This is a genomic window from Sphingomonas sp. CROZ-RG-20F-R02-07 (assembly GCF_022662335.1).
In the GTDB taxonomy this organism is placed as follows: Bacteria; Pseudomonadota; Alphaproteobacteria; order Sphingomonadales; family Sphingomonadaceae; genus Sphingomonas.
The window spans coordinates 209521-226993 of sequence record NZ_JAKNQJ010000001.1 but is presented as its reverse complement, the minus strand read 5'-3'; the positions used below and the strand labels follow the sequence as shown (position 1 = coordinate 226993).

Sequence of the window (17473 nt, the reverse complement as noted above, 5' to 3'; positions counted from 1 at the left end):
GCATGAACACCGAGCTCCCCTTCCCCGTCAGCCCAGGTCAGCGCTTCGACATCGACGACCTTGCGCACGTGCTCGACCGGGTCGATCCGGATGGCGAGATGGTCTTCCGCAGGCTGGGCAGCCAGAAGACCTTCAAGGTGGCGAACGTCACGACCGGTCTCCCCCAGTATCCCGACGCGTCCAAGGTTCTCGAGCTCATGGCCGACGCACGGGTCGTCGTGGTTCCCAACGATCTGGAGAGTGAGGCGGCGGCTGCCCGGCGCACGACTGAACTTCAGGTCGCAGATGCCCGTCGGATGGATCCGGTCAGCGACCTGCGCGTCTTGTTCTGTCGTCGATACGACGAGAAGAAGTGCAGCCTCTCGGACGCCGCCTTGCGGTCCTTTTACAACGAGCTGCTGCTGACCGATCCGGAATTCCATCGTCTCGCGTGCGCCGCACCGAAGGCGAAGCGCAGGGGAAGGAAGATCGCTCCTTGGGTGCCTTGCGGACGCACGTTGCGGACTTGGATCCAAGAGCGTGGCGAGGATGGCGATCGTCAGCAACGTGACGGCGTGAGCCGCTCCGGTCGTGTGCCGCGCAAGAAGAAGTTGCGCCACCCCAAAGCGATTCTCGAACATTGGCTTGGCAGAGCCCGCGTCAACAACCGCGACGTGTTCAAGAACCACCAGAGCTACATCGCCGAGCTGGGCCGCGTGAGTCGTGGTCAACCGACGGGCAGGTTCGACGACAATGGCGAACCGATTGCGTTCCCGAAGCCGAAGACTCCCTATACCGGGCTGAGCTATTGGACATTCCTTCGGCTGAACCGAGAACTGCGCGGACGGGACGCGACCGAAGGACGCCACGGCAAGCACGCCGCGGAGGCCGATTTCGGCGGCGGCGGGCGAATGGACCGGGCCACCCACGTCGGCGCGATCTGCAAGATCGACGACACTCCCGTCCCTGTGCTGTGCAAGGTGATGGCGGCGGGGCTTATTTGGGTAGGCACCCCGACGCTGACGGTACTCCGGGATCAGGCTTCCGCGGGAATCTTCGGCACGGACCTATCATGGGATCCGGCGTCGTCCGCGACGGTCCTGCGGACGGTTGCCGATGCGAGCACGCCGAAGCGAGTGCCAATCGACATGGTCAAGCATGGTCAGCTGTCAATGATGGTGGTGAAACCAGACCGCCTCGTCATGGACAATCTGAGCGGACATCACAGCCGGCACGTCGAAGACTCCCTGCGTGAGACCAACATCGACGCCGACTTCACGGGGGCCGAGCGACCGCGGGACAAGGCCGACATCGAGCGGTTGGTCGGTACGATGCTAGACTTGGGATTCAAGGGAACGGCGGCAGCCGTCGAGCCGATCGCGCTGCGAAGGCATACGAAGAACGATCCTCCCGCCGACCAGCTGCCGACGCTTGGGGAGCTTCGCCCGATCCTGGCGCGGGCGCCCGCGGTCCTGAACGTCTCGCCGACCGACGCGCTGATGCGCCGGTCACCTCTCTCCTACTATGTGCAGAAGCTGAACGAGCGAAAGGTCAACATCATAAAGGATCTCGTGAAGTTCCGGCGCGCGATCGGATGCGTCGCATACGACGTCGAACTCAGGAACTCCGGGATCGAGGCCTTCAACGGTCTGCGCTTCATACAACCTCCGCGCGCTCCCAGCCTGTTCGACAAGCTGCGCCACCGCGAGAGACCCTCGAAGAGGACCAAGGTCGCCGGCGTTCCGGTGAAGATCAAGTACGATCCGGGCGACCTCGGGCAGGTCCACGTCTGGGATCCGGTGCACAAAGGCTACGTCACCTTCGAGTGCGATGCGCCCGAATATGCCGATGGGCTACCAAAGTGGGTCCACGAACTCATCATAGCCGACATCGGCGAGATCGAGTCGGCGACCTGTTCGCCGGAGATGTTGATCGAATACCGCGCACGGCTGTTCGAACGGCAGTCGGATATCACGCAGGCTGCAGGCGAGGACGAGCGCCGCCGGGCCGCACGGCTCGCGGACACCTCGATCTTCCGCCGCGTGATGGGCGACATCGCGGAAGTACTCGACGAGGAGGACTACTTCGTTGCCGACCTGATCGACGCCGATCACCAGTTCGCCGACGTCGAACTTTCATCCGCGACCTCCCTCGACGCGGAAGTCTCAACACCACGCAACGCTCCTGGTGGGAAAGGCGCGTCAGCGACCGTTCCGTCACGCCGCATCGCCCGAGCCACAACCGAACAAAAGCGCGACCGTCGAGACGCGCCTCGGGGCGACGGCACCGCTCGCCCGCCCCGCCCCAAGTCCTCAGCAAACAGAAATCTAAATCGGAGTATCAAATGAAGAACTCGAAGAATGCGTCGAACGTCGTCGCCAGCAGCCCCGAAGCCGAAGTCCTCCCAGGTCGGCATCCCGCCGGCTCGACGGCACGTCCGCGCGCCGACCGCCGAGGCGTGCCGTTCGTGGACAAGTCGCCGGACGGTGTCCCAACGCTCGCCGGTGCCTTCAACCTCCAGTCCCGCTCGCGCACCGCGGCGAAGGCGGTGGCAGAAGTCCGCGAGATGAAGCTGCCGTTCGAACCTCAGCTGGCCGCCATGGGGGACCTGTGGGAGACGCTGGAGACGGGGCAGTTGCTGAGGGGGCGCAAGCAGATCGGCTGCCTAATGCTAGATCCCACGGGATGCGGCAAGACCACGAGTGCCGAGGCCGTCGCCGAGCTGGCATGTGCCGAAGACGAGGAGGGCATCGTCTCGGTGGTGCACTGCCGGCTGCCCGCAAGCGGGACGGCGATCGGCCTCTTCTCCAACGCCCTCGCGAAGCTGGGAGACACGCACATGAACCAGGCGCGTGAGAGCCGGCTCCTGACGCACCTCTGCGAGCGCCTCGAGGAGAGCGGCACCAAGCTCCTCGTCATCGACGAGACGCAGCAGGGCGCCGCGACGTCTGGGATCGGCGGGCAGATCGCGGCCGCGGTCAAGCTCCTGCTCGACACGGGCGTCGTACCGGTGGCTCTGCTCGGGACGGAGAAGGCGGTGGAGGTGCTTGCAAAGGATCGGGAGCTCGCAGGTCGGCTCTCCGCTCCCTCCTCGCTCGCTCCGCTCGACTGGTACGACGATGACGACAAGGAGATGTGGATCCGGCTGCTCACCTCGCTCGACACGCAGCTCATGGCACAGGGAACGTGCTCGAGCCTCTTCGGCTTCGCCGACGAGAAAGTCGCCCAGGACCTGATCGAGGCATGCAACGGCACCATTGGGCAGCTCATGGGCATGATCCGCACGGCAGTCCGAGAGATGGCGCGCGATGGTCGCCTGAGCCTCAGCGAAGGCGACATCGTCTTCGCTATCGATGCCTGGTGCGTCGGCTATGGGTTCATCAAGCACAATCCGTTCGGGACGAAGCGCTGAAGATGGCGCACGTCCGGCCGCTCCGAAAGGCGACGACGCCGATCGACGGCGAGTCGGCACGCGGCCTCTTTTGCAGGGCGCTGGGCGATCACGGCGTCCCGTTGAGCTTCACCGTGCTGCGCCGACTGGGCGCCCAGCACCGCAACGTCGTCACGATCGCCGAAGATCCGGAGATCGACCTCGAGGAGATGGGGCGGATCATCCGCGTCGACGTCGGCGAGCTCGAGCAGCGTCGCTACAAGCCGCTCGGGATGAAGCGCTACCTGTTCTTCGGTCTCGTCGTGCGCAGCACGGCCATCGAGAAGAAGGTTCGCCGGTTTTCACCGAAGTCCCTTGCGATGTTCCCTCATATGCGGGCGCTCTGGGAGCTGCGCGACCTACCGTTCTGCGCGGAAAGTTGGGATCTCCTCGTAGACAGCTGCGTCTGCAAGGCGAAACAGGGCTGGATCCGCCTGAACGGCGTACATCGGTGCGACGATTGCGGGCGACCACTCGCGAACGTAAAAACGGAGCAGGTCCCCAAGCAGCTTCAAAGCGGACTGTCGCTTGTCGCTGGGCTGGCGAACCCACTGCCCGAGATGCAGAAGATCGCCATCGAAAGTCTGCCGGAGCGCCTGCGGGGGATCGACAGATCGAGGATATACGACTGCATACTCCAGCTGCGGCGAGCACTTATCGACGAGAATCCGGACTGGAGTACGGATCTGCTAGCCCTCCATGCCGCCTGCGTGGCCGTGCTGGCGTGGCCGACCGGCATCGCCGACCTCCGGCCGGCGGCATCCACCGCTCCTTCGACCTGGAACAGAGCCCTCTCGGGCTACGCCAATCTCGTCCCCGCCCAGGTCCAGCCAGTATTCAGCGTTCGACCGCGATCAGGTGCCGGCGCGAAACGAACGGTCAGCCCGAAACGCGGTGTCCGCGGGCCGGCCGCATCCGTCCAGCCGAGGCGACCGGCCGTCGCCCTGCCACATTCGCAGGACCTCCCGCCCGCCAGCGCTGGGGTGACGCCGGCGCCGAGCAGCCATAAGTCCGCGCTCATCGGCATCCGTCCCGCATACGAACTCGCGAAACTGTCTCCGGAAACGCTGGTCGCGGCGCGATCGAACAATCTCCTCGCCAGACACGAACGTCTCCGCGGAGGCCGCATCGTACCCGCGTTCGATCCACAGGAGCTAGTCCGCTTCGCCGACCTCTTCCGATCGCGGTTATCGGCCGAGAGCGTAGGCTACCGTCTCGGAATGGGCCGGCGCGCCGTGCAGGACATCACCGCTTGCGGCCACATCTCCGCGAACGGGATCTCGCTGGTCAATGACGAAGCCTGGTTCACGGAGCCCAACGTCGCCATTTTCGAAGCCCGGGTCGTGAACGGAGCGCGACCGAGCCTCCGCGATCCAATCAATCTGCGTTCGGCATTAATGGCAGTCCACGGTAGACCGAAGCCTTGGGGCGAGGTGGTCGGCGCCATGCTCGCCGGCGATCTCCCGTACGCGTTTGAGGACGTGGACGGGAAGCTGTTCGAGAACGCGCTGGTTGAGGGCAGCTCCGCAGCGGCGATCGGGAGGATGGCCTCCACGACTCTTTCCGGAGCGCATATCGAGCGCGTGACAAAGTCCGAGGCGCTTGAGATACTGAACGCCACGAACAAAAGCAGTGCGGTGGCCGCGCTCGACTCATCCGGGACGAATCCCGTGACGTTCAAGCTCGGGGACGTGACGAGTCTCGCCCAGCGGGGCGTTTCGGTTCTCGAAATCGCGACCGCCACGGGCCGGTCGGCTGCCTCAACCTACCACGTGGTCGCGAGGGCCGGCATCATGACCGTGGCCCATGGCCTCTGGGACCGGCTGCAGGCCGAGCGGATTTTTCCGGAACTCAGCCGCTGACATCCTGACGTCCGATTTCAAGGGCCGACCATCTCGCCAACACCTCCGACATCCCCCGATCGGCGCGGCGTGAGGACGCGCCCCCCGCACGTTGAGCACCCGTAGTTGCCCAAAGGGCCGCTTTGAGCCCCTCTTCCTGCCAACCACTCGATTGTTGTTTTTGCACAATCCAAGGCTATTGAGGCAGTTAGATCGACGGGCGTTGTTGCTCATCGACACGGTCAAGCCGTTGTTTTCAGCACCCTTATCGACATGACCCCGGCAGCAGTGGGGCTGCTTTCGATCACTGGCGTGTGTAGATCGCGTGTAACTGTGTAGCGATTGTCCGATCGGGTGCGCTGATGGCGGCATCAATATGCTGCCCGTACAGCCATCGGACAGACGTAGCGGGCCGATTAGCCGAATTCCATTTTCATCATCCCGACGGGACGGTCTTAGCCGCCCCCCTGCCCCGCGTCGTCGCCGACGAACGGTCCAGCGACTGACGGGCAGTTCATTCTTGCGTTCGACCGGATGAACACACCGCTCGGCCTTGTCCCATGGAGCCTCTGCCGACGGCGGCTAATCGCTTTCCGTCACAGGTGACCTGCATGTCTCCCAAGTCCTTCAAAAGCCTCCATGATTAAGAACACAACAGCCCTTGTTCCCGGCGCTCTTTCGCCCGATCGCCTTGATCTCGACCTGAAGAGATCTGTTCATTTCGGTTCGTCTATTACGATCGGCGGCTCCGCCCACAGACAACGAACAATAACGCCCGCCTTTCGGCGCCGATGAATAGAAACCGTTTTGGGGTTATTAACTAGTCCCCGCTATCTCCGGACCTCGGCACGGACGGGGGTTACATGGCAACAGAGATCAGGACCGCAGAGACGGTCACCATACAGTCGGTCGCGGACCTGCACGCGGAGCTGTCCGACGGTTTGGCCGCGGGTGCGGACATCGTCATCGATGCATCGCCGATAAGGGCCGCCGATCTGAGTTTCGTCCAATTGGTCACGGCCGCGCGTATCGAAGCCGAACGGCGCGGCACGGCGCTGACGCTCGCGCAGCCCGCCAATGCCGTCCTCACCGCTTTGCTCGATCGGGCCGGCTTCACCGCACAGCCCGATCCCGCATCTGCCCATTTCTGGTTCCACGGAGAATGTCCGCGATGAGCGCCTCTATCCTTACCGTCGACGACAGCGCCAGCCTGCGCATGGCGATCCGCATCGCGCTCACCGGCGCGGGCTATGCCGTGACCGAGGCGTGCGACGGCGTCGAGGGTCTCGCCAAGGCGGCCGACGCCAAGTTCGACCTGATCGTCACCGATCTCAACATGCCGAACATGGACGGCCTGACGATGATCCGCGAGCTTCGCAAGCAGCCCGCCCAGGCCGGCGTGCCGATCATCTTCCTGACCACCGAAAGCGACGCCGACATGAAGGCGCAGGCCAAGGCGGCCGGCGCGACCGGCTGGCTGGTCAAACCCTTCGTCGCCGACCAGCTCGTCAAGGTCGCGCGCAAGGTGCTCGGACGGTGAGCGCCGAGGATCCGGTCGCCGCCTTTCGGGTCGAGGCCGCCGAACTGCTCGATCAGGTCGAGCAGGGGTTGCTGGATCTCGGCCACCGGCTGGACGATCACGATCTCGTCAATGCGGTGTTTCGCGGGCTGCATACGCTCAAGGGTTCGGGCGCGATGTTCGGCTTCGACGCGCTGGCGGGTTTTACCCATCATTGCGAAAGCGCGTTCGACCGCGTGCGCAAGGGCCAGGTGCCAGCGACCGCCGAACTGGTCGCGGTGATCCTGTCCGCGCAGGATCATATGCGGGCGCTGGTGGATGGCGATGCGCCTACCGCGGATGGCGACGCGATCCTCGCGCGGCTCCAGGCGGCGATCGACGGTGCCGCCGATACCGCGCCCGAACCCTGCATGGCGGCCGGATCCGAGGTGCGGCGCGGGTGGAAGATCCGCTTCCGCCTGCCGCCCGATGCCATGGCGAACGGCACCAATCCGCTCGTCCTGCTCGATGAACTGCGCACGCTGGGCGACTGCACGATCGTTGCGGACACCGGCGGCATCCCCGCGCTCGCCGATCTCGATCCCACCCACTGCCATGTCGGCTGGAACGCGACGCTGTTCGGCGACGTGACGCGGGACGATATCGAGGACGTCTTCATCTTCGTCATGGACGACATGGTGCTGGCGATCGAACCCCTGACGCCCGAACCCGCCGCGATCGTGGCGCCGCTCGAGGCCGCGATCCCCGCCGCCCCCGCGCCGGTGGCGCCGGATCAGCCCACCCCCACCGCGAAGGCCGCAGCCGCGCGAACGGAGGAAACCGTCCGCGTTCCGGCGGAGCGGCTGGACGCGCTGATGGACCGCGTCGGCGAACTGGTGATCGCGCAGAGCCGCCTTTCGCAGCTCGCGCATGATTGCCACGATCTGGTGCTGCGCTCGGTATCGGAGGAGATCGAGCGGCTGGCCGGCGAATTGCGCGACACGATGATGGTGCTGCGCATGGTGCCTGTCGCCTCGCTGTTCGGGCGCTTCCGCCGGCTGATCCACGATCTTGCGCGAGACACCGGCAAGACGATCGAACTCGCGACCGACGGCGAAGCGACCGAGGTCGACAAGACGGTGATCGAGCGGCTGTTCGATCCGATGGTCCACCTGATCCGCAACAGCTGCGATCATGGGCTGGAGGAGCCGGGCCAACGCACCGCCGCGGGCAAGGCGCCCGCCGGTACGGTGCGGCTGTCGGCGCATCAGGCAGGCGGCGAGGTGGTCATCACGATCCGCGACGACGGGCGCGGCATCGATCGCGGGCGTGTCCGCGCGAAGGCCGAGGCCAACGGGCTGATCCAGCCCGGTCAGGCGCTCACGGACCAGGAACTGCTCCAGCTCATCTTCGCGCCCGGCTTTTCCACCGCCGCGCAGGTCACCAGCCTGTCGGGCCGGGGCGTCGGCATGGACGTCGTCAAACGCACCATCGAGGGGTTGCGGGGGTCGATCGACGTCCAGTCGGTCGACGGCGCGGGATCGACGATCTCGCTGCGCATCCCGCTGACGCTCGCGATCATCGACGGGCTGCTCGTGCGGGTGGGTGCGGCGCGCTACGTGATCCCGCTGACCGCGGTCGAGGAATGCCTGGAGCTGAGCCTCGAAGACGATATGCGCCACCGCGGGCGCAGCCTCATCACCCTGCGCGAGCGGCTCGTGCCGTTCGTGCGGCTGCGCGAGCTGTTCGCGACCGATACCCGCCCCGATCCCTATCAGAAGATCGTGGTGGTCACGACCGCGCAAGGCCGCGTCGGGCTGGTCGTCGACCAGATCGTCGGCAACCACCAGACGGTCATCAAGCCGATGTCGTCGCTCCACCGCGATGCCGCCACCTTTGCCGGCGCCACGATCCTGGGCGACGGCGAGGTCGCGCTGATCCTCGACATCGCCCAGCTCGTGACGCTCGCCCAACCCGACGAGGAGAGCCGCCGTGCAGCCGGATGAGATCCAAACGGGCGTCGTCGCCCATCAGGACTGGACGAACGGCGAACTCGAGGTGCTCGTCTTCGATCTGGGCGGCCAGAGCTTCGCGGTCGAGGCGGTGCTGGTGCGCGAGATCCTGGACATGATGCCGGAAACGCGGGTGCCGGGCGCGCCCGCGCTGTTCGCCAGCGTCGTGAACTTCCGCGGCAAGATCATCCCGCTGGCCGATCTGCGGCTCGCCTTCGGCATTCCGGCCTCCGACGCCACGGTCGACAGCCGGATCGTCGTGATCGAGATCATGCTGGACGGCGAGGCGGTCACCGCCGGGCTCAAGACCGACAAGGTCCATGAGGTCGCGACCTTCGCGGCGAAATCGAGCGAGGACGTGCCGGTGGTGGGCCTGCGCTGGCGCCGCGATTTCGTCCGCGCGCTGGTGCGCCACGGCGCAGGCGACATCGTCGTGCTGCCCGATCTCCACGCGATCTTCGACGCGATCACACGGGGCGAGCCCGTCGCACCGCGATCCATTCACTGATCTGTCCTTTGGGGGGAACTACAATGCGTGCAACCATCAAAATGAAACTGGGGGCCACGTTCGGCATCCTGATCCTGATGATGCTGGCCGTCGTCGGCGTCGGCATCACCCGGATGAGCAGCCTCAACTCGGCTATCACCGAAGTCATCGGGGGGCCTGCGCACCGCCTGAACGTGGCGCAACAATTCGAGATCGAACTGGGCCTCGTCCTGCGGCTCGAAAAGAACATGGCGCTGACGACCGACGAGGCGCTGACGCGCGACTTCGACCGTCAGAGCGCCGAGCATCGCAAGAAGGCGGAGACGCTTCTCGGCGAAGGCATCGCCTCCGCGACCGTCAGCAAGCCTTTGTGGCTCAAGATGCAACAGGAATGGGATGTCTATAAGGCGATCAACGATCGGATCCGTGCGCTCGGAATGAAAAACGAGAACGCCGAAGCGGGCCGGCTCTCGATCACCGACGCGCGAAAGGCCGCGCTCGAACTCACCGCGTCCGCCGACGAAGTCGTCGCTCTGCTCCAGCAGCAGATGCACCAGGCCGACCTGGACACCGACGCCCTCTATGCCCAGGCCCGCGCGACGCTGCTGGCCGCCGCGGCGCTCGCGATTCTCGTCGCTGTCGCCGGAGCGCTGTGGATCTCCATGCTGGTGTCGCGGGGCCTGAAGCGGATCGGGGCCGCGATCGATGCCGTGGCCATCGGCGATCTCGATCAGGACGTCACGGTGACGAGCAACGACGAGATCAAGGACCTCGTCGCCACCGTCAACCGCATGACCACCAACCTGCGCATGAGCGCCTCGCTGGCGGACGCGATCGCGGGCGGCGACCTGACGGTCGATCACACGCCGCTGTCGGACAAGGACAAGCTGGGCCATGCGCTGATCGCGATGGTGGAGCGTCTGCGTCGCGTGGTGGGTGACGCATCCGCCGCCGCCGCCAATGTGGCCGCGGGGTCGCAGCAGCTCTCGGCCTCGTCCGAGCAGGTCTCGCAGGGCGCGACCGAACAGGCCGCCGCCGCCGAGGAAGCGTCAGCATCGATGGAGCAGATGGCCGCCAACATCAAACAGAACGCCGACAACGCCGCGCAGACGGAAAAGATCGCGCGCCAGTCGTCCAAGGATGCCGAGGCGAGCGGCGTGGCGGTCGACAAGGCGGTGGGCGCGATGCGCACCATCGCCGAGAAGATCGGCATCGTCCAGGAGATCGCCCGCCAGACCGACCTGCTGGCGCTGAACGCGGCGGTCGAGGCGGCGCGCGCCGGCGAGCACGGCAAAGGCTTCGCGGTCGTCGCCTCGGAGGTGCGCAAGCTGGCCGAGCGCAGTCAGACCGCGGCGGCCGAGATCGGTTCGGTGTCGACGGAGACGGTGAAGGCCGCGGCCGAAGCGGGCGACATGCTCACGCGCCTCGTGCCCGACATCCGCCGGACCGCCGAACTCGTCGCGGAGATCAGCGCGGCGTGCCGCGAGCAGGATATCGGGGCGAGTCAGATCAACCAGGCCATCCAGCAGCTCGACACCGTCACCCAGCAGAATGCGGGCGCCTCGGAACAGATCTCGTCCACCTCGGAAGAGCTGGCGGGTCAGGCCGAGGAATTGCAGACCAGCATCGCCTATTTCCGGGTCGACGATGGCGACGCCCGGGTGCAGCCGGTGACCGCCGCACGCAAGGCGCCGGCGTCGGCCCGCAAGGCGCCTGCCAAGGTGAAGGCGGCCGCCAAGGCCAAGCCCGCACCCGCCGGCAAGGCGCGGGCAGGTTCGGTCGGCGACCAGCAGGCGCGAGTCCGCGGCTTCGCGCTCGATCTGGCGCAGGGTGGCCCGGACGACGAAGACGCCGAATTCGGCCAGGCCGCATGAGCGCCGCCGCCCAGGTCCAGGCCGTCACCTTCGGCCTGGGCGACGAGGTCTTCGCCCTGTCGGTGACGATGGTGCGGGAAATCCTCGACTACACGCCCGCCTTCCGCGTCCCCCATGGGCCGGATTGGATGCTCGGCCTCACCGACGTTCGCGGCCAGGGCGTGCCGATGGTCGATCTGCGCACACGGCTGGGTCTGGCGCGCGCCGAACCCACGCTGGCCACGCGCGTGCTGATCGTGGATGTCCCGCTCGCCGATCGGCAGGTGGCGCTCGGGCTGGTGGTCGATCGCGTGCTGGCGGTCGCGACCTTCAGCGCCGACCGGATCGAGGCCGCGCCCGATATCGGGCTGCGGTGGCGTTCCGATTATATCCAGGGCGTCGTCCGCGACGCGGGCGCCTTCGTCGTCCTGGTGGACATCGCGCGGATCTTCGCTGCCGATGTCGCCGCGCTCGGCGTCGCCGCCTGATCCGGCCCCGGTCGGAGCATGGCCCCGCGCCGCGCCGGCCGGGGCGTTCCGGAACCATCCCTTTGGCCGATCGACCGGAAACCGCTCCCATGTCCGCTGCCTCGACCCTCATGATCGCCCGCACCGGTGTCGATCGGCTCAGCCCGCAGAATCTGGCGCGCCTGTCCGCCTTCGTCTTCGACCGGACCGGAATCAAGATGCCGCTGACCAAGGCGGTGATGCTGGAAGGCCGCCTGCGTCGGCGGTTGCGCGACACCGCGTGCGCGACGCTCGACGCCTATTGCGACCATTTCTTCAGCGGCCAAGCCGACGATGCCGAGACCGGCCATCTCATCAACGCCGTAACCACCAACAAGACCGACTTCTTTCGCGAGCCGGGCCATTTCGACTTTCTCGTCGATACGGTGCTGCCGGCGTTCGCCGCGACCGGCCGGCGTCGGCTGCGGGCGTGGAGCGCGGCGTGCTCGACGGGTGCGGAACCCTATACCATGGCGATGCTGCTCGACCGGTTCGCGCAGGCGAACGGCATCGACTATGGCATCCTGGCGACCGACATCGACACCGAGGTGCTGGAGACCGCACGCCGCGGCATCTATCCCGCCGCGCTGGTGGAGCCCGTGCCCCCTGCCCTGCGCAACCGCTATCTCACCCGCGCGCTGGCACCCCGCGACGATCGCGTCCGGATCGTGCCCGCGCTCCGATCGGCGGTCGGCTTCGCCCCGCTCAACCTGATGGACGACCATTATCCGGTCGGCGCGCCGATGGACGTGATCTTCTGCCGCAACGTGCTGATCTATTTCGACCGCGCCACGCAGGAAGCCGTCGTCCGGCGGCTGTGCGCGTGCCTGCGCCCCGGCGGCCATCTGTTTCTCGGCCATTCGGAATCGATCGCCGGGCTCGATCTGCCGGTCAGACCGGTCTCCTACACCGTATTCGAACGGAACTGACATGAAGAAGGTCCGGGTTCTCGTCATCGACGACAGCGCCAGCGTCCGCCAAGTGATGACCGCGATCCTCCAGGAGGATCCCGAGATTGAGGTGATCGCGACCGCCGCCGACCCGTTCGCGGCGGCGCGCTACATCCAGGAGGAGGTGCCCGACGTCATCACGCTCGACGTCGAGATGCCGCGGATGGACGGCGTCACCTTTCTGCGCAAGCTGATGAGCCAATGCCCCACGCCCGTGGTGATGTGTTCGTCGCTGGTCGAGGAGGGATCGGAGACCTTGCTCCAGGCGCTGGAGGCGGGCGCGGTCGACGTGATCCTGAAGCCGCGCATCGGCGTGGCCGATCATCTCGCCGAGGCGCGGATGATGATCCGCGAGACGGTGAAGGGGGCCGCACGGGCGCGGGTGCAGGCAAAACGAAGCGGCGATCGCGCCCAGGCCCAGGCCCCGCAACGCAGGCTCACCGCCGACGCGGTGCTGCCGCCACCCAGCGGCAAGGCGATGAGCCGCACGACGGAAATGGTCGTCTGCATCGGCGCCTCCACCGGGGGCACCGAGGCGCTGCGCGAGGTGCTGGAGGCGCTGCCCGCCAACGCGCCGGGGATCGTCATCGTCCAGCACATGCCCGAAAGCTTCACCAAGGCCTTTGCCAAGCGGCTCAACGGGCTGTGCGAGGTCGACGTGAAGGAGGCCGAGGACGGCGACACCGTGATGCGCGGCCATGTGCTGATCGCGCCGGGCGGGCTGCGCCACACGATGCTCGAACGCCAGGGCGCGCGCTATGTGGTGGCGGTGCGCGAGGGACCGCTGGTTTCGCGCCATCGCCCGTCGGTCGACGTGCTGTTCCGGTCCGCGGCGCGCAACGCCGGCGCCAACGCGGTCGGCATCATCATGACCGGCATGGGCGACGACGGCGCGCGCGGTCTGCTGGAGATGAAACAGGCCGGTGCCCGCACGATCGCACAGGACGAGGCCAGCTCCATCGTGTTCGGCATGCCCAAGGAGGCGATCGCGCGCGGTGCCGCCGACCGGATCGCCCCGCTGAACCACATCGCGCGCGAGCTGCTGCAGGCTGCGGCACGATGACGTGGCAGCATCGCCACCGCCCCGCGGCGCCCGCCCGACAAGGAGAGACGACATGTATCTGACCCATATCGATGGCGAAGGCGCCGCCGATCTGCTGACCGGCGTCCAGAAGGATCTGACCGATCTCGCCGCCGGGCTCGATGCCCGCTTCCTGCATGCGGGCACGACGCTCGCCACCGCCGTGACGGCGATCGGCCGGGTGATCGACGCGCTCGACGATGTGACCAAGGCGCTCGACGAGCGGGCGGCGGGGGCCGCCGTGCGCGATCTGGGCGACGTGGCGGAACGGCTCGCCGCGCTGCCCATCGCCCAAGCGGAGCGCACGGCCGATCTGGCGACCGTGTCGGCGATGACCAAGTCGCTGCGCGAACAGGTGGTGGACATGCACCATGCGCTCCAGGTGCTGCGGATCTACGGCGTCAACATCAAGATCGCGGCATCGGGCGCGGATCAGTTCGTCGTCTTCGTCGACGGCATGACGCGGACGTTGGGCGTGGGGGAACAGGAGCTCGACGCCTTCCAGCTCGTCCTGAAGGGGCTGACCGCCGCGGTCGCGGCCGCGCATCAGGCCGAACGGCTGCTCGCTGCGGAGTGCGGCAAGGTGGCGCCCGACGTGCCGCGCAAGCTGGCCGGCGATGCGGCGGAACTGCACGCGCATCTCGAAACCGTCGCCGAAGCCGCACGGCGCGTCAGCGTGATCGCCCGCGACATTCAGGCCCGGGTGGCGACGATCCTGGGTGCGCTCCAGGTCGGCGACAGCACGCGCCAGCGGCTCGAACATGTCGTGGCCGCGCTCCAGATGCTGGGTGCCCGGCCGGCAACTGGGGACGGCGCGGCCGAGCATGCGGTCGTCGCGCATGTCTATCGCATGCTCGACGCGCAACTCGCGGCGATCGCGACGGACTTCGATCGCGAGGCGAGCCTGCTGGTGGGCTCGCTCGGCGAGCTGGCGCCGGATACCGCGCGCCTGTTGTCGCTGATCGAAAACGGCAACGCCGACGAGGGGCGCAACTTCCTCCAGCGGCTGGAACACGGGATCGGCGATGTCGAGCGGCTGACGTCGCAGCTCCACGAGGCGGACCGGCGCTCGCACGTGATGGTGGGCGCGATCACCGAAGCCGTGGACGCGCTGGCTGCCCGGTCCGACCGGATCCGGCGCATCCGGCTCGACGTGCAGGACATCGCCATCAACACGCGCCTGATGTGTCGCCGGTTCGGCGATGTCGGCAAGGCCGTCGCCGTGATCGCGAGCGAGGTCGACGTCTATGCGAACCGGCTCGGCACCGCGCTGGACGGCGTGATGGGGCCGATCCACGAGCTGACCCAGGTGGGCGTGTCGATGAAAGCCGCCCAGGGCGGGCCGGAACGGATAGACGGCTCGCAAGCGCTGTCGGAGGCGTTGAACACGATCGGGGATGGCTGCCGGCGCACCGAACGCGGGGTAAGCCGGGGCAGCGACGATGCGAACGAAGTGATCGCGATCATCGATCAGACGAGCGCCGAGCTTGCCGACGAACTGGCGCTGAGCGACGCCATCCGGCAGGCGGGTTCGTCGCTCGCCCTTGCGGCGGGCGACGACACGGCCCTGCCCGATCGCGCGGATGCGGTGCTGCGCGACCTGCTGCCGCGGATCGCCGACCTGTACACCATGGCGCAGGAGCGTGGCGTGCATGACGAGTTTCTGCTTACGGGCATGTCGCCGGTCGGAAGCGTTTCGAGCGACGACGGCCTGTTCGACGAGGATGACGACGGCCTGTTCTGACGCCATGCCGGGGCCGCTCCTCCATCCTCGCGGATGAGACGATACGCCCCGCGAACGATCCCCTTTCCTCGCGAACCCGATCCTCGTAAGCGGCGCAGGCGCGTGAGAGGGCGACACCATGAATACGATCGCTCGAAACAATGTCACCATCGGCGGCGCGGGCGAGCGTGCCATGGTCTTCGCGCATGGCTTTGGTTGCGATCAGAACATGTGGCGGTTCGTCGAACCGGCGTTTCGCGGCAGCCATCGTACCGTCCTGTTCGACCATGTCGGTGCGGGTTCGTCGGATCTGTCGGCCTATGATGCCGCCAAATATGCCAGGCTCGACGGCTATGCTGAGGATGTCATCGAACTCGGGCAGACACTGGACTTGCGCGATGCCGTCTTCGTCGGCCACTCGGTCAGCGCGATGATCGGCGTGTTGGCGTCGGCCGCCCAGCCCAGGCTCTTCTCCGACCTCGTGCTCGTCAGTCCGTCGCCACGCTACATAGACGATGACGACTATGTCGGTGGCTTCGCGGCGGATGAGATCGACGAACTGCTCGACTATCTGGCCAACAATCACATGGGCTGGGCCGCCACGATGGCGCCGACGATCATGGGCAATGCCGATCGGCCCGAGTTGGCGCACGAGCTGGAAGCGAGCTTCTGCCGTACCGATCCGGCGCTGGCCGCGGCGTTCGCCCGCGTGACCTTCACGTCGGACAATCGATCCGATCTGGCCGGCGTCCGCGCGAGGACGCTGGTGCTGCAATGCCGGGATGACGCCATCGCGCCGGTTGCGGTCGGAGAGTTCGTTCAGCGGGCGATCCCGAACAGCAGGATGCAGTTGCTCGATGCCTCGGGCCACTGCCCGAACCTCAGCGCACCCGATCAGGTGATCGCCGCGATCCGCGCCTTTGTCTGAGACGGGCGATCCGCCGGTCCCGGCCCTGCCGGTCGAGCATTTTGCCGACCTCTACGACGATGCACCCTGCGGCTATCTGTCGATGCTGGACGATGGGCGCATCTTCAAGGTCAACGCGACGCTCGCGACCTGGACGGGGTTCAGCCACGCCGAGCTGACCGGCAAGCGGCTGGCCGATCTGCTCACGGTCGGGACGCGCATCTTCTTCGAGACGCATGGCGCGCCGATGCTGCGCCTGCAGGGACGCATCGAGGAACTGGCGCTTGAGCTGAAGGCGAGAACCGGCGAACGCATCCCGGTCTTCGCACACGGCGTCGAGCATGTGGGATCGAGCGGGCGTCCCCACTACCGGCTCGTGCTGGTCAAGGCCGGGCAGCGGCGTCGCTGGGAACACGAGCTTGTCGAGGCGCGCAGGGCGAGCGAGACCCTGCTCGCTGCCGCGGTCGATACCGCCGAACTGCGCGAGCAGTTCATCGCCGTTCTCGGACATGATTTGCGCAATCCCGTCGCGTCCATCGAGGCCGGCATGCGGCTGCTGAGGCGCCGGGAACGGCTTGGCCCGGACGGGTTTCGCGTGGTCGAGCTGGTGGAGGGCAGCGTCGCGCGCATGTCGGCGCTGATCGACGACGTACTCGACTTCGCGCGCGGCCGGCTGGGCGGCGGCGCCCCGCTCGACGTCAGACGGCAGGTCGCCATCGCCCCCTTGCTGGCGCAGGTGGCGGAGGAGCTGCGGCTCTCCTCGCCTCACCGCGTCATCGACGTGCGTTTCGGCACGATGCTGCCGGTGGACTGCGATCCGTCCCGGCTCGGACAGCTCGCATCCAACCTGCTCGGAAACGCGCTGACCCACGGCGCGAAGGACGCACCCGTCAGCCTGAGCGCGACCACCGCCGACGACGTGCTGACGATATCGGTGGCGAACGCCGGCACGGCCATTCCGCCGGACGCCATGGCGCGACTGTTCCAGCCGTTCGTGCGTGGCGAGGTGCGTGCCAGCCAGGAGGGGCTTGGACTGGGTCTCTACATCGCATCCGAGATCGCCAAGGCCCATGGCGGCGCGCTCGGCGTGACCTCGTCGGACGAAGAGACGCGGTTCACCTTCTCGATGCCGCTCGCCTCGACCGCGAACGAAGACACCATGCCGCCGGCATAGATCGGCTCGTCATCGCTCGACGGCCGGCAAGA

General features: G+C 66.9%; 14 protein-coding genes. All 14 read left to right on the top strand.

From position 1 onward, the window contains the following. Positions 1 to 2 precede the first annotated feature (2 nt). On the top strand, positions 3 to 2327 hold the full coding sequence (locus L8H00_RS01015; protein WP_242095360.1) for a hypothetical protein: 2325 nt from the start codon (positions 3 to 5) through the stop codon (positions 2325 to 2327). Further along, on the top strand, positions 2324 to 3391 hold the full coding sequence (locus L8H00_RS01010; protein ID WP_242095359.1) for a TniB family NTP-binding protein: 1068 nt from the start codon (positions 2324 to 2326) through the stop codon (positions 3389 to 3391). Before L8H00_RS01015 ends, L8H00_RS01010 begins: the two co-directional genes overlap by 4 nt. Positions 3392 to 3393: 2 nt before the next feature. Next, positions 3394 to 5271, top strand: coding sequence for a TniQ family protein (locus tag L8H00_RS01005; RefSeq protein ID WP_242095358.1), 1878 nt, complete (start codon positions 3394 to 3396; stop codon positions 5269 to 5271). An 842-nt stretch (positions 5272 to 6113) separates the two neighbouring features. Then, complete coding sequence (locus L8H00_RS01000; RefSeq protein ID WP_242095357.1) at positions 6114 to 6425, top strand: STAS domain-containing protein; 312 nt, start codon at positions 6114 to 6116, stop codon at positions 6423 to 6425. Beyond that, entirely contained in the window at positions 6422 to 6790 is a 369-nt protein-coding gene (locus L8H00_RS00995) for a response regulator (RefSeq protein WP_242095356.1), read from the top strand. The genes L8H00_RS01000 and L8H00_RS00995 overlap by 4 nt, the downstream gene beginning before the upstream one ends. Beyond that, positions 6787 to 8754, top strand: a complete 1968-nt coding sequence (locus tag L8H00_RS00990; protein ID WP_242095355.1) for a chemotaxis protein CheA — start codon at positions 6787 to 6789, stop codon at positions 8752 to 8754. Before L8H00_RS00995 ends, L8H00_RS00990 begins: the two co-directional genes overlap by 4 nt. After that, the gene (locus L8H00_RS00985; protein ID WP_242095354.1) at positions 8741 to 9268 is read left to right on the top strand and encodes a chemotaxis protein CheW; all 528 of its coding nucleotides are present in this window, start codon (positions 8741 to 8743) and stop codon (positions 9266 to 9268) included. Before L8H00_RS00990 ends, L8H00_RS00985 begins: the two co-directional genes overlap by 14 nt. A gap of 23 nt (positions 9269 to 9291) precedes the next feature. Continuing rightward, on the top strand, positions 9292 to 11121 hold the full coding sequence (locus L8H00_RS00980; RefSeq protein WP_242095353.1) for a methyl-accepting chemotaxis protein: 1830 nt from the start codon (positions 9292 to 9294) through the stop codon (positions 11119 to 11121). Beyond that, positions 11118 to 11588 carry a chemotaxis protein CheW gene (locus tag L8H00_RS00975; protein ID WP_242095352.1) on the top strand — a complete coding sequence of 157 codons (471 nt, stop codon included), beginning with the start codon at positions 11118 to 11120 and terminating at the stop codon, positions 11586 to 11588. Before L8H00_RS00980 ends, L8H00_RS00975 begins: the two co-directional genes overlap by 4 nt. An 89-nt stretch (positions 11589 to 11677) precedes the next feature. After that, a complete protein-coding gene (locus L8H00_RS00970; protein ID WP_242095351.1) occupies positions 11678 to 12535 on the top strand; it encodes a CheR family methyltransferase in 858 nt (285 codons plus the stop codon). Between the two features lies 1 nt (position 12536). After that, positions 12537 to 13619 carry a chemotaxis response regulator protein-glutamate methylesterase gene (locus tag L8H00_RS00965; RefSeq protein ID WP_242095350.1) on the top strand — a complete coding sequence of 361 codons (1083 nt, stop codon included), beginning with the start codon at positions 12537 to 12539 and terminating at the stop codon, positions 13617 to 13619. Positions 13620 to 13671: 52 nt separating this feature from the next. Continuing rightward, complete coding sequence (locus L8H00_RS00960; protein ID WP_242095349.1) at positions 13672 to 15381, top strand: hypothetical protein; 1710 nt, start codon at positions 13672 to 13674, stop codon at positions 15379 to 15381. Between the two features lie 118 nt (positions 15382 to 15499). Beyond that, positions 15500 to 16288: an alpha/beta hydrolase gene (locus L8H00_RS00955; RefSeq protein WP_242095348.1), complete on the top strand. Its 789-nt coding sequence runs from the start codon at positions 15500 to 15502 to the stop codon at positions 16286 to 16288. Continuing rightward, the gene (locus L8H00_RS00950) at positions 16281 to 17441 is read left to right on the top strand and encodes a HAMP domain-containing sensor histidine kinase (RefSeq protein WP_242095347.1); all 1161 of its coding nucleotides are present in this window, start codon (positions 16281 to 16283) and stop codon (positions 17439 to 17441) included. The genes L8H00_RS00955 and L8H00_RS00950 overlap by 8 nt, the downstream gene beginning before the upstream one ends. The last annotated feature ends 32 nt before the right edge of the window (positions 17442 to 17473 follow it).

Bases quoted from the DNA above. Each gene is read 5' to 3' on its own strand.
- L8H00_RS01015 (WP_242095360.1), top strand. From the start codon at position 3: ATGAACACCGAGCTCCCCTTCCCCGTCAGCCCAGGTCAGCGCTTCGAC.
- L8H00_RS01010 (WP_242095359.1), top strand. From the start codon at position 2,324: ATGAAGAACTCGAAGAATGCGTCGAACGTCGTCGCCAGCAGCCCCGAA.
- L8H00_RS01005 (WP_242095358.1), top strand. From the start codon at position 3,394: ATGGCGCACGTCCGGCCGCTCCGAAAGGCGACGACGCCGATCGACGGC.
- L8H00_RS01000 (WP_242095357.1), top strand. From the start codon at position 6,114: ATGGCAACAGAGATCAGGACCGCAGAGACGGTCACCATACAGTCGGTC.
- L8H00_RS00995 (WP_242095356.1), top strand. From the start codon at position 6,422: ATGAGCGCCTCTATCCTTACCGTCGACGACAGCGCCAGCCTGCGCATG.
- L8H00_RS00980 (WP_242095353.1), top strand. From the start codon at position 9,292: ATGCGTGCAACCATCAAAATGAAACTGGGGGCCACGTTCGGCATCCTG.
- L8H00_RS00975 (WP_242095352.1), top strand. From the start codon at position 11,118: ATGAGCGCCGCCGCCCAGGTCCAGGCCGTCACCTTCGGCCTGGGCGAC.
- L8H00_RS00970 (WP_242095351.1), top strand. From the start codon at position 11,678: ATGTCCGCTGCCTCGACCCTCATGATCGCCCGCACCGGTGTCGATCGG.
- L8H00_RS00965 (WP_242095350.1), top strand. From the start codon at position 12,537: ATGAAGAAGGTCCGGGTTCTCGTCATCGACGACAGCGCCAGCGTCCGC.
- L8H00_RS00960 (WP_242095349.1), top strand. From the start codon at position 13,672: ATGTATCTGACCCATATCGATGGCGAAGGCGCCGCCGATCTGCTGACC.
- L8H00_RS00955 (WP_242095348.1), top strand. From the start codon at position 15,500: ATGAATACGATCGCTCGAAACAATGTCACCATCGGCGGCGCGGGCGAG.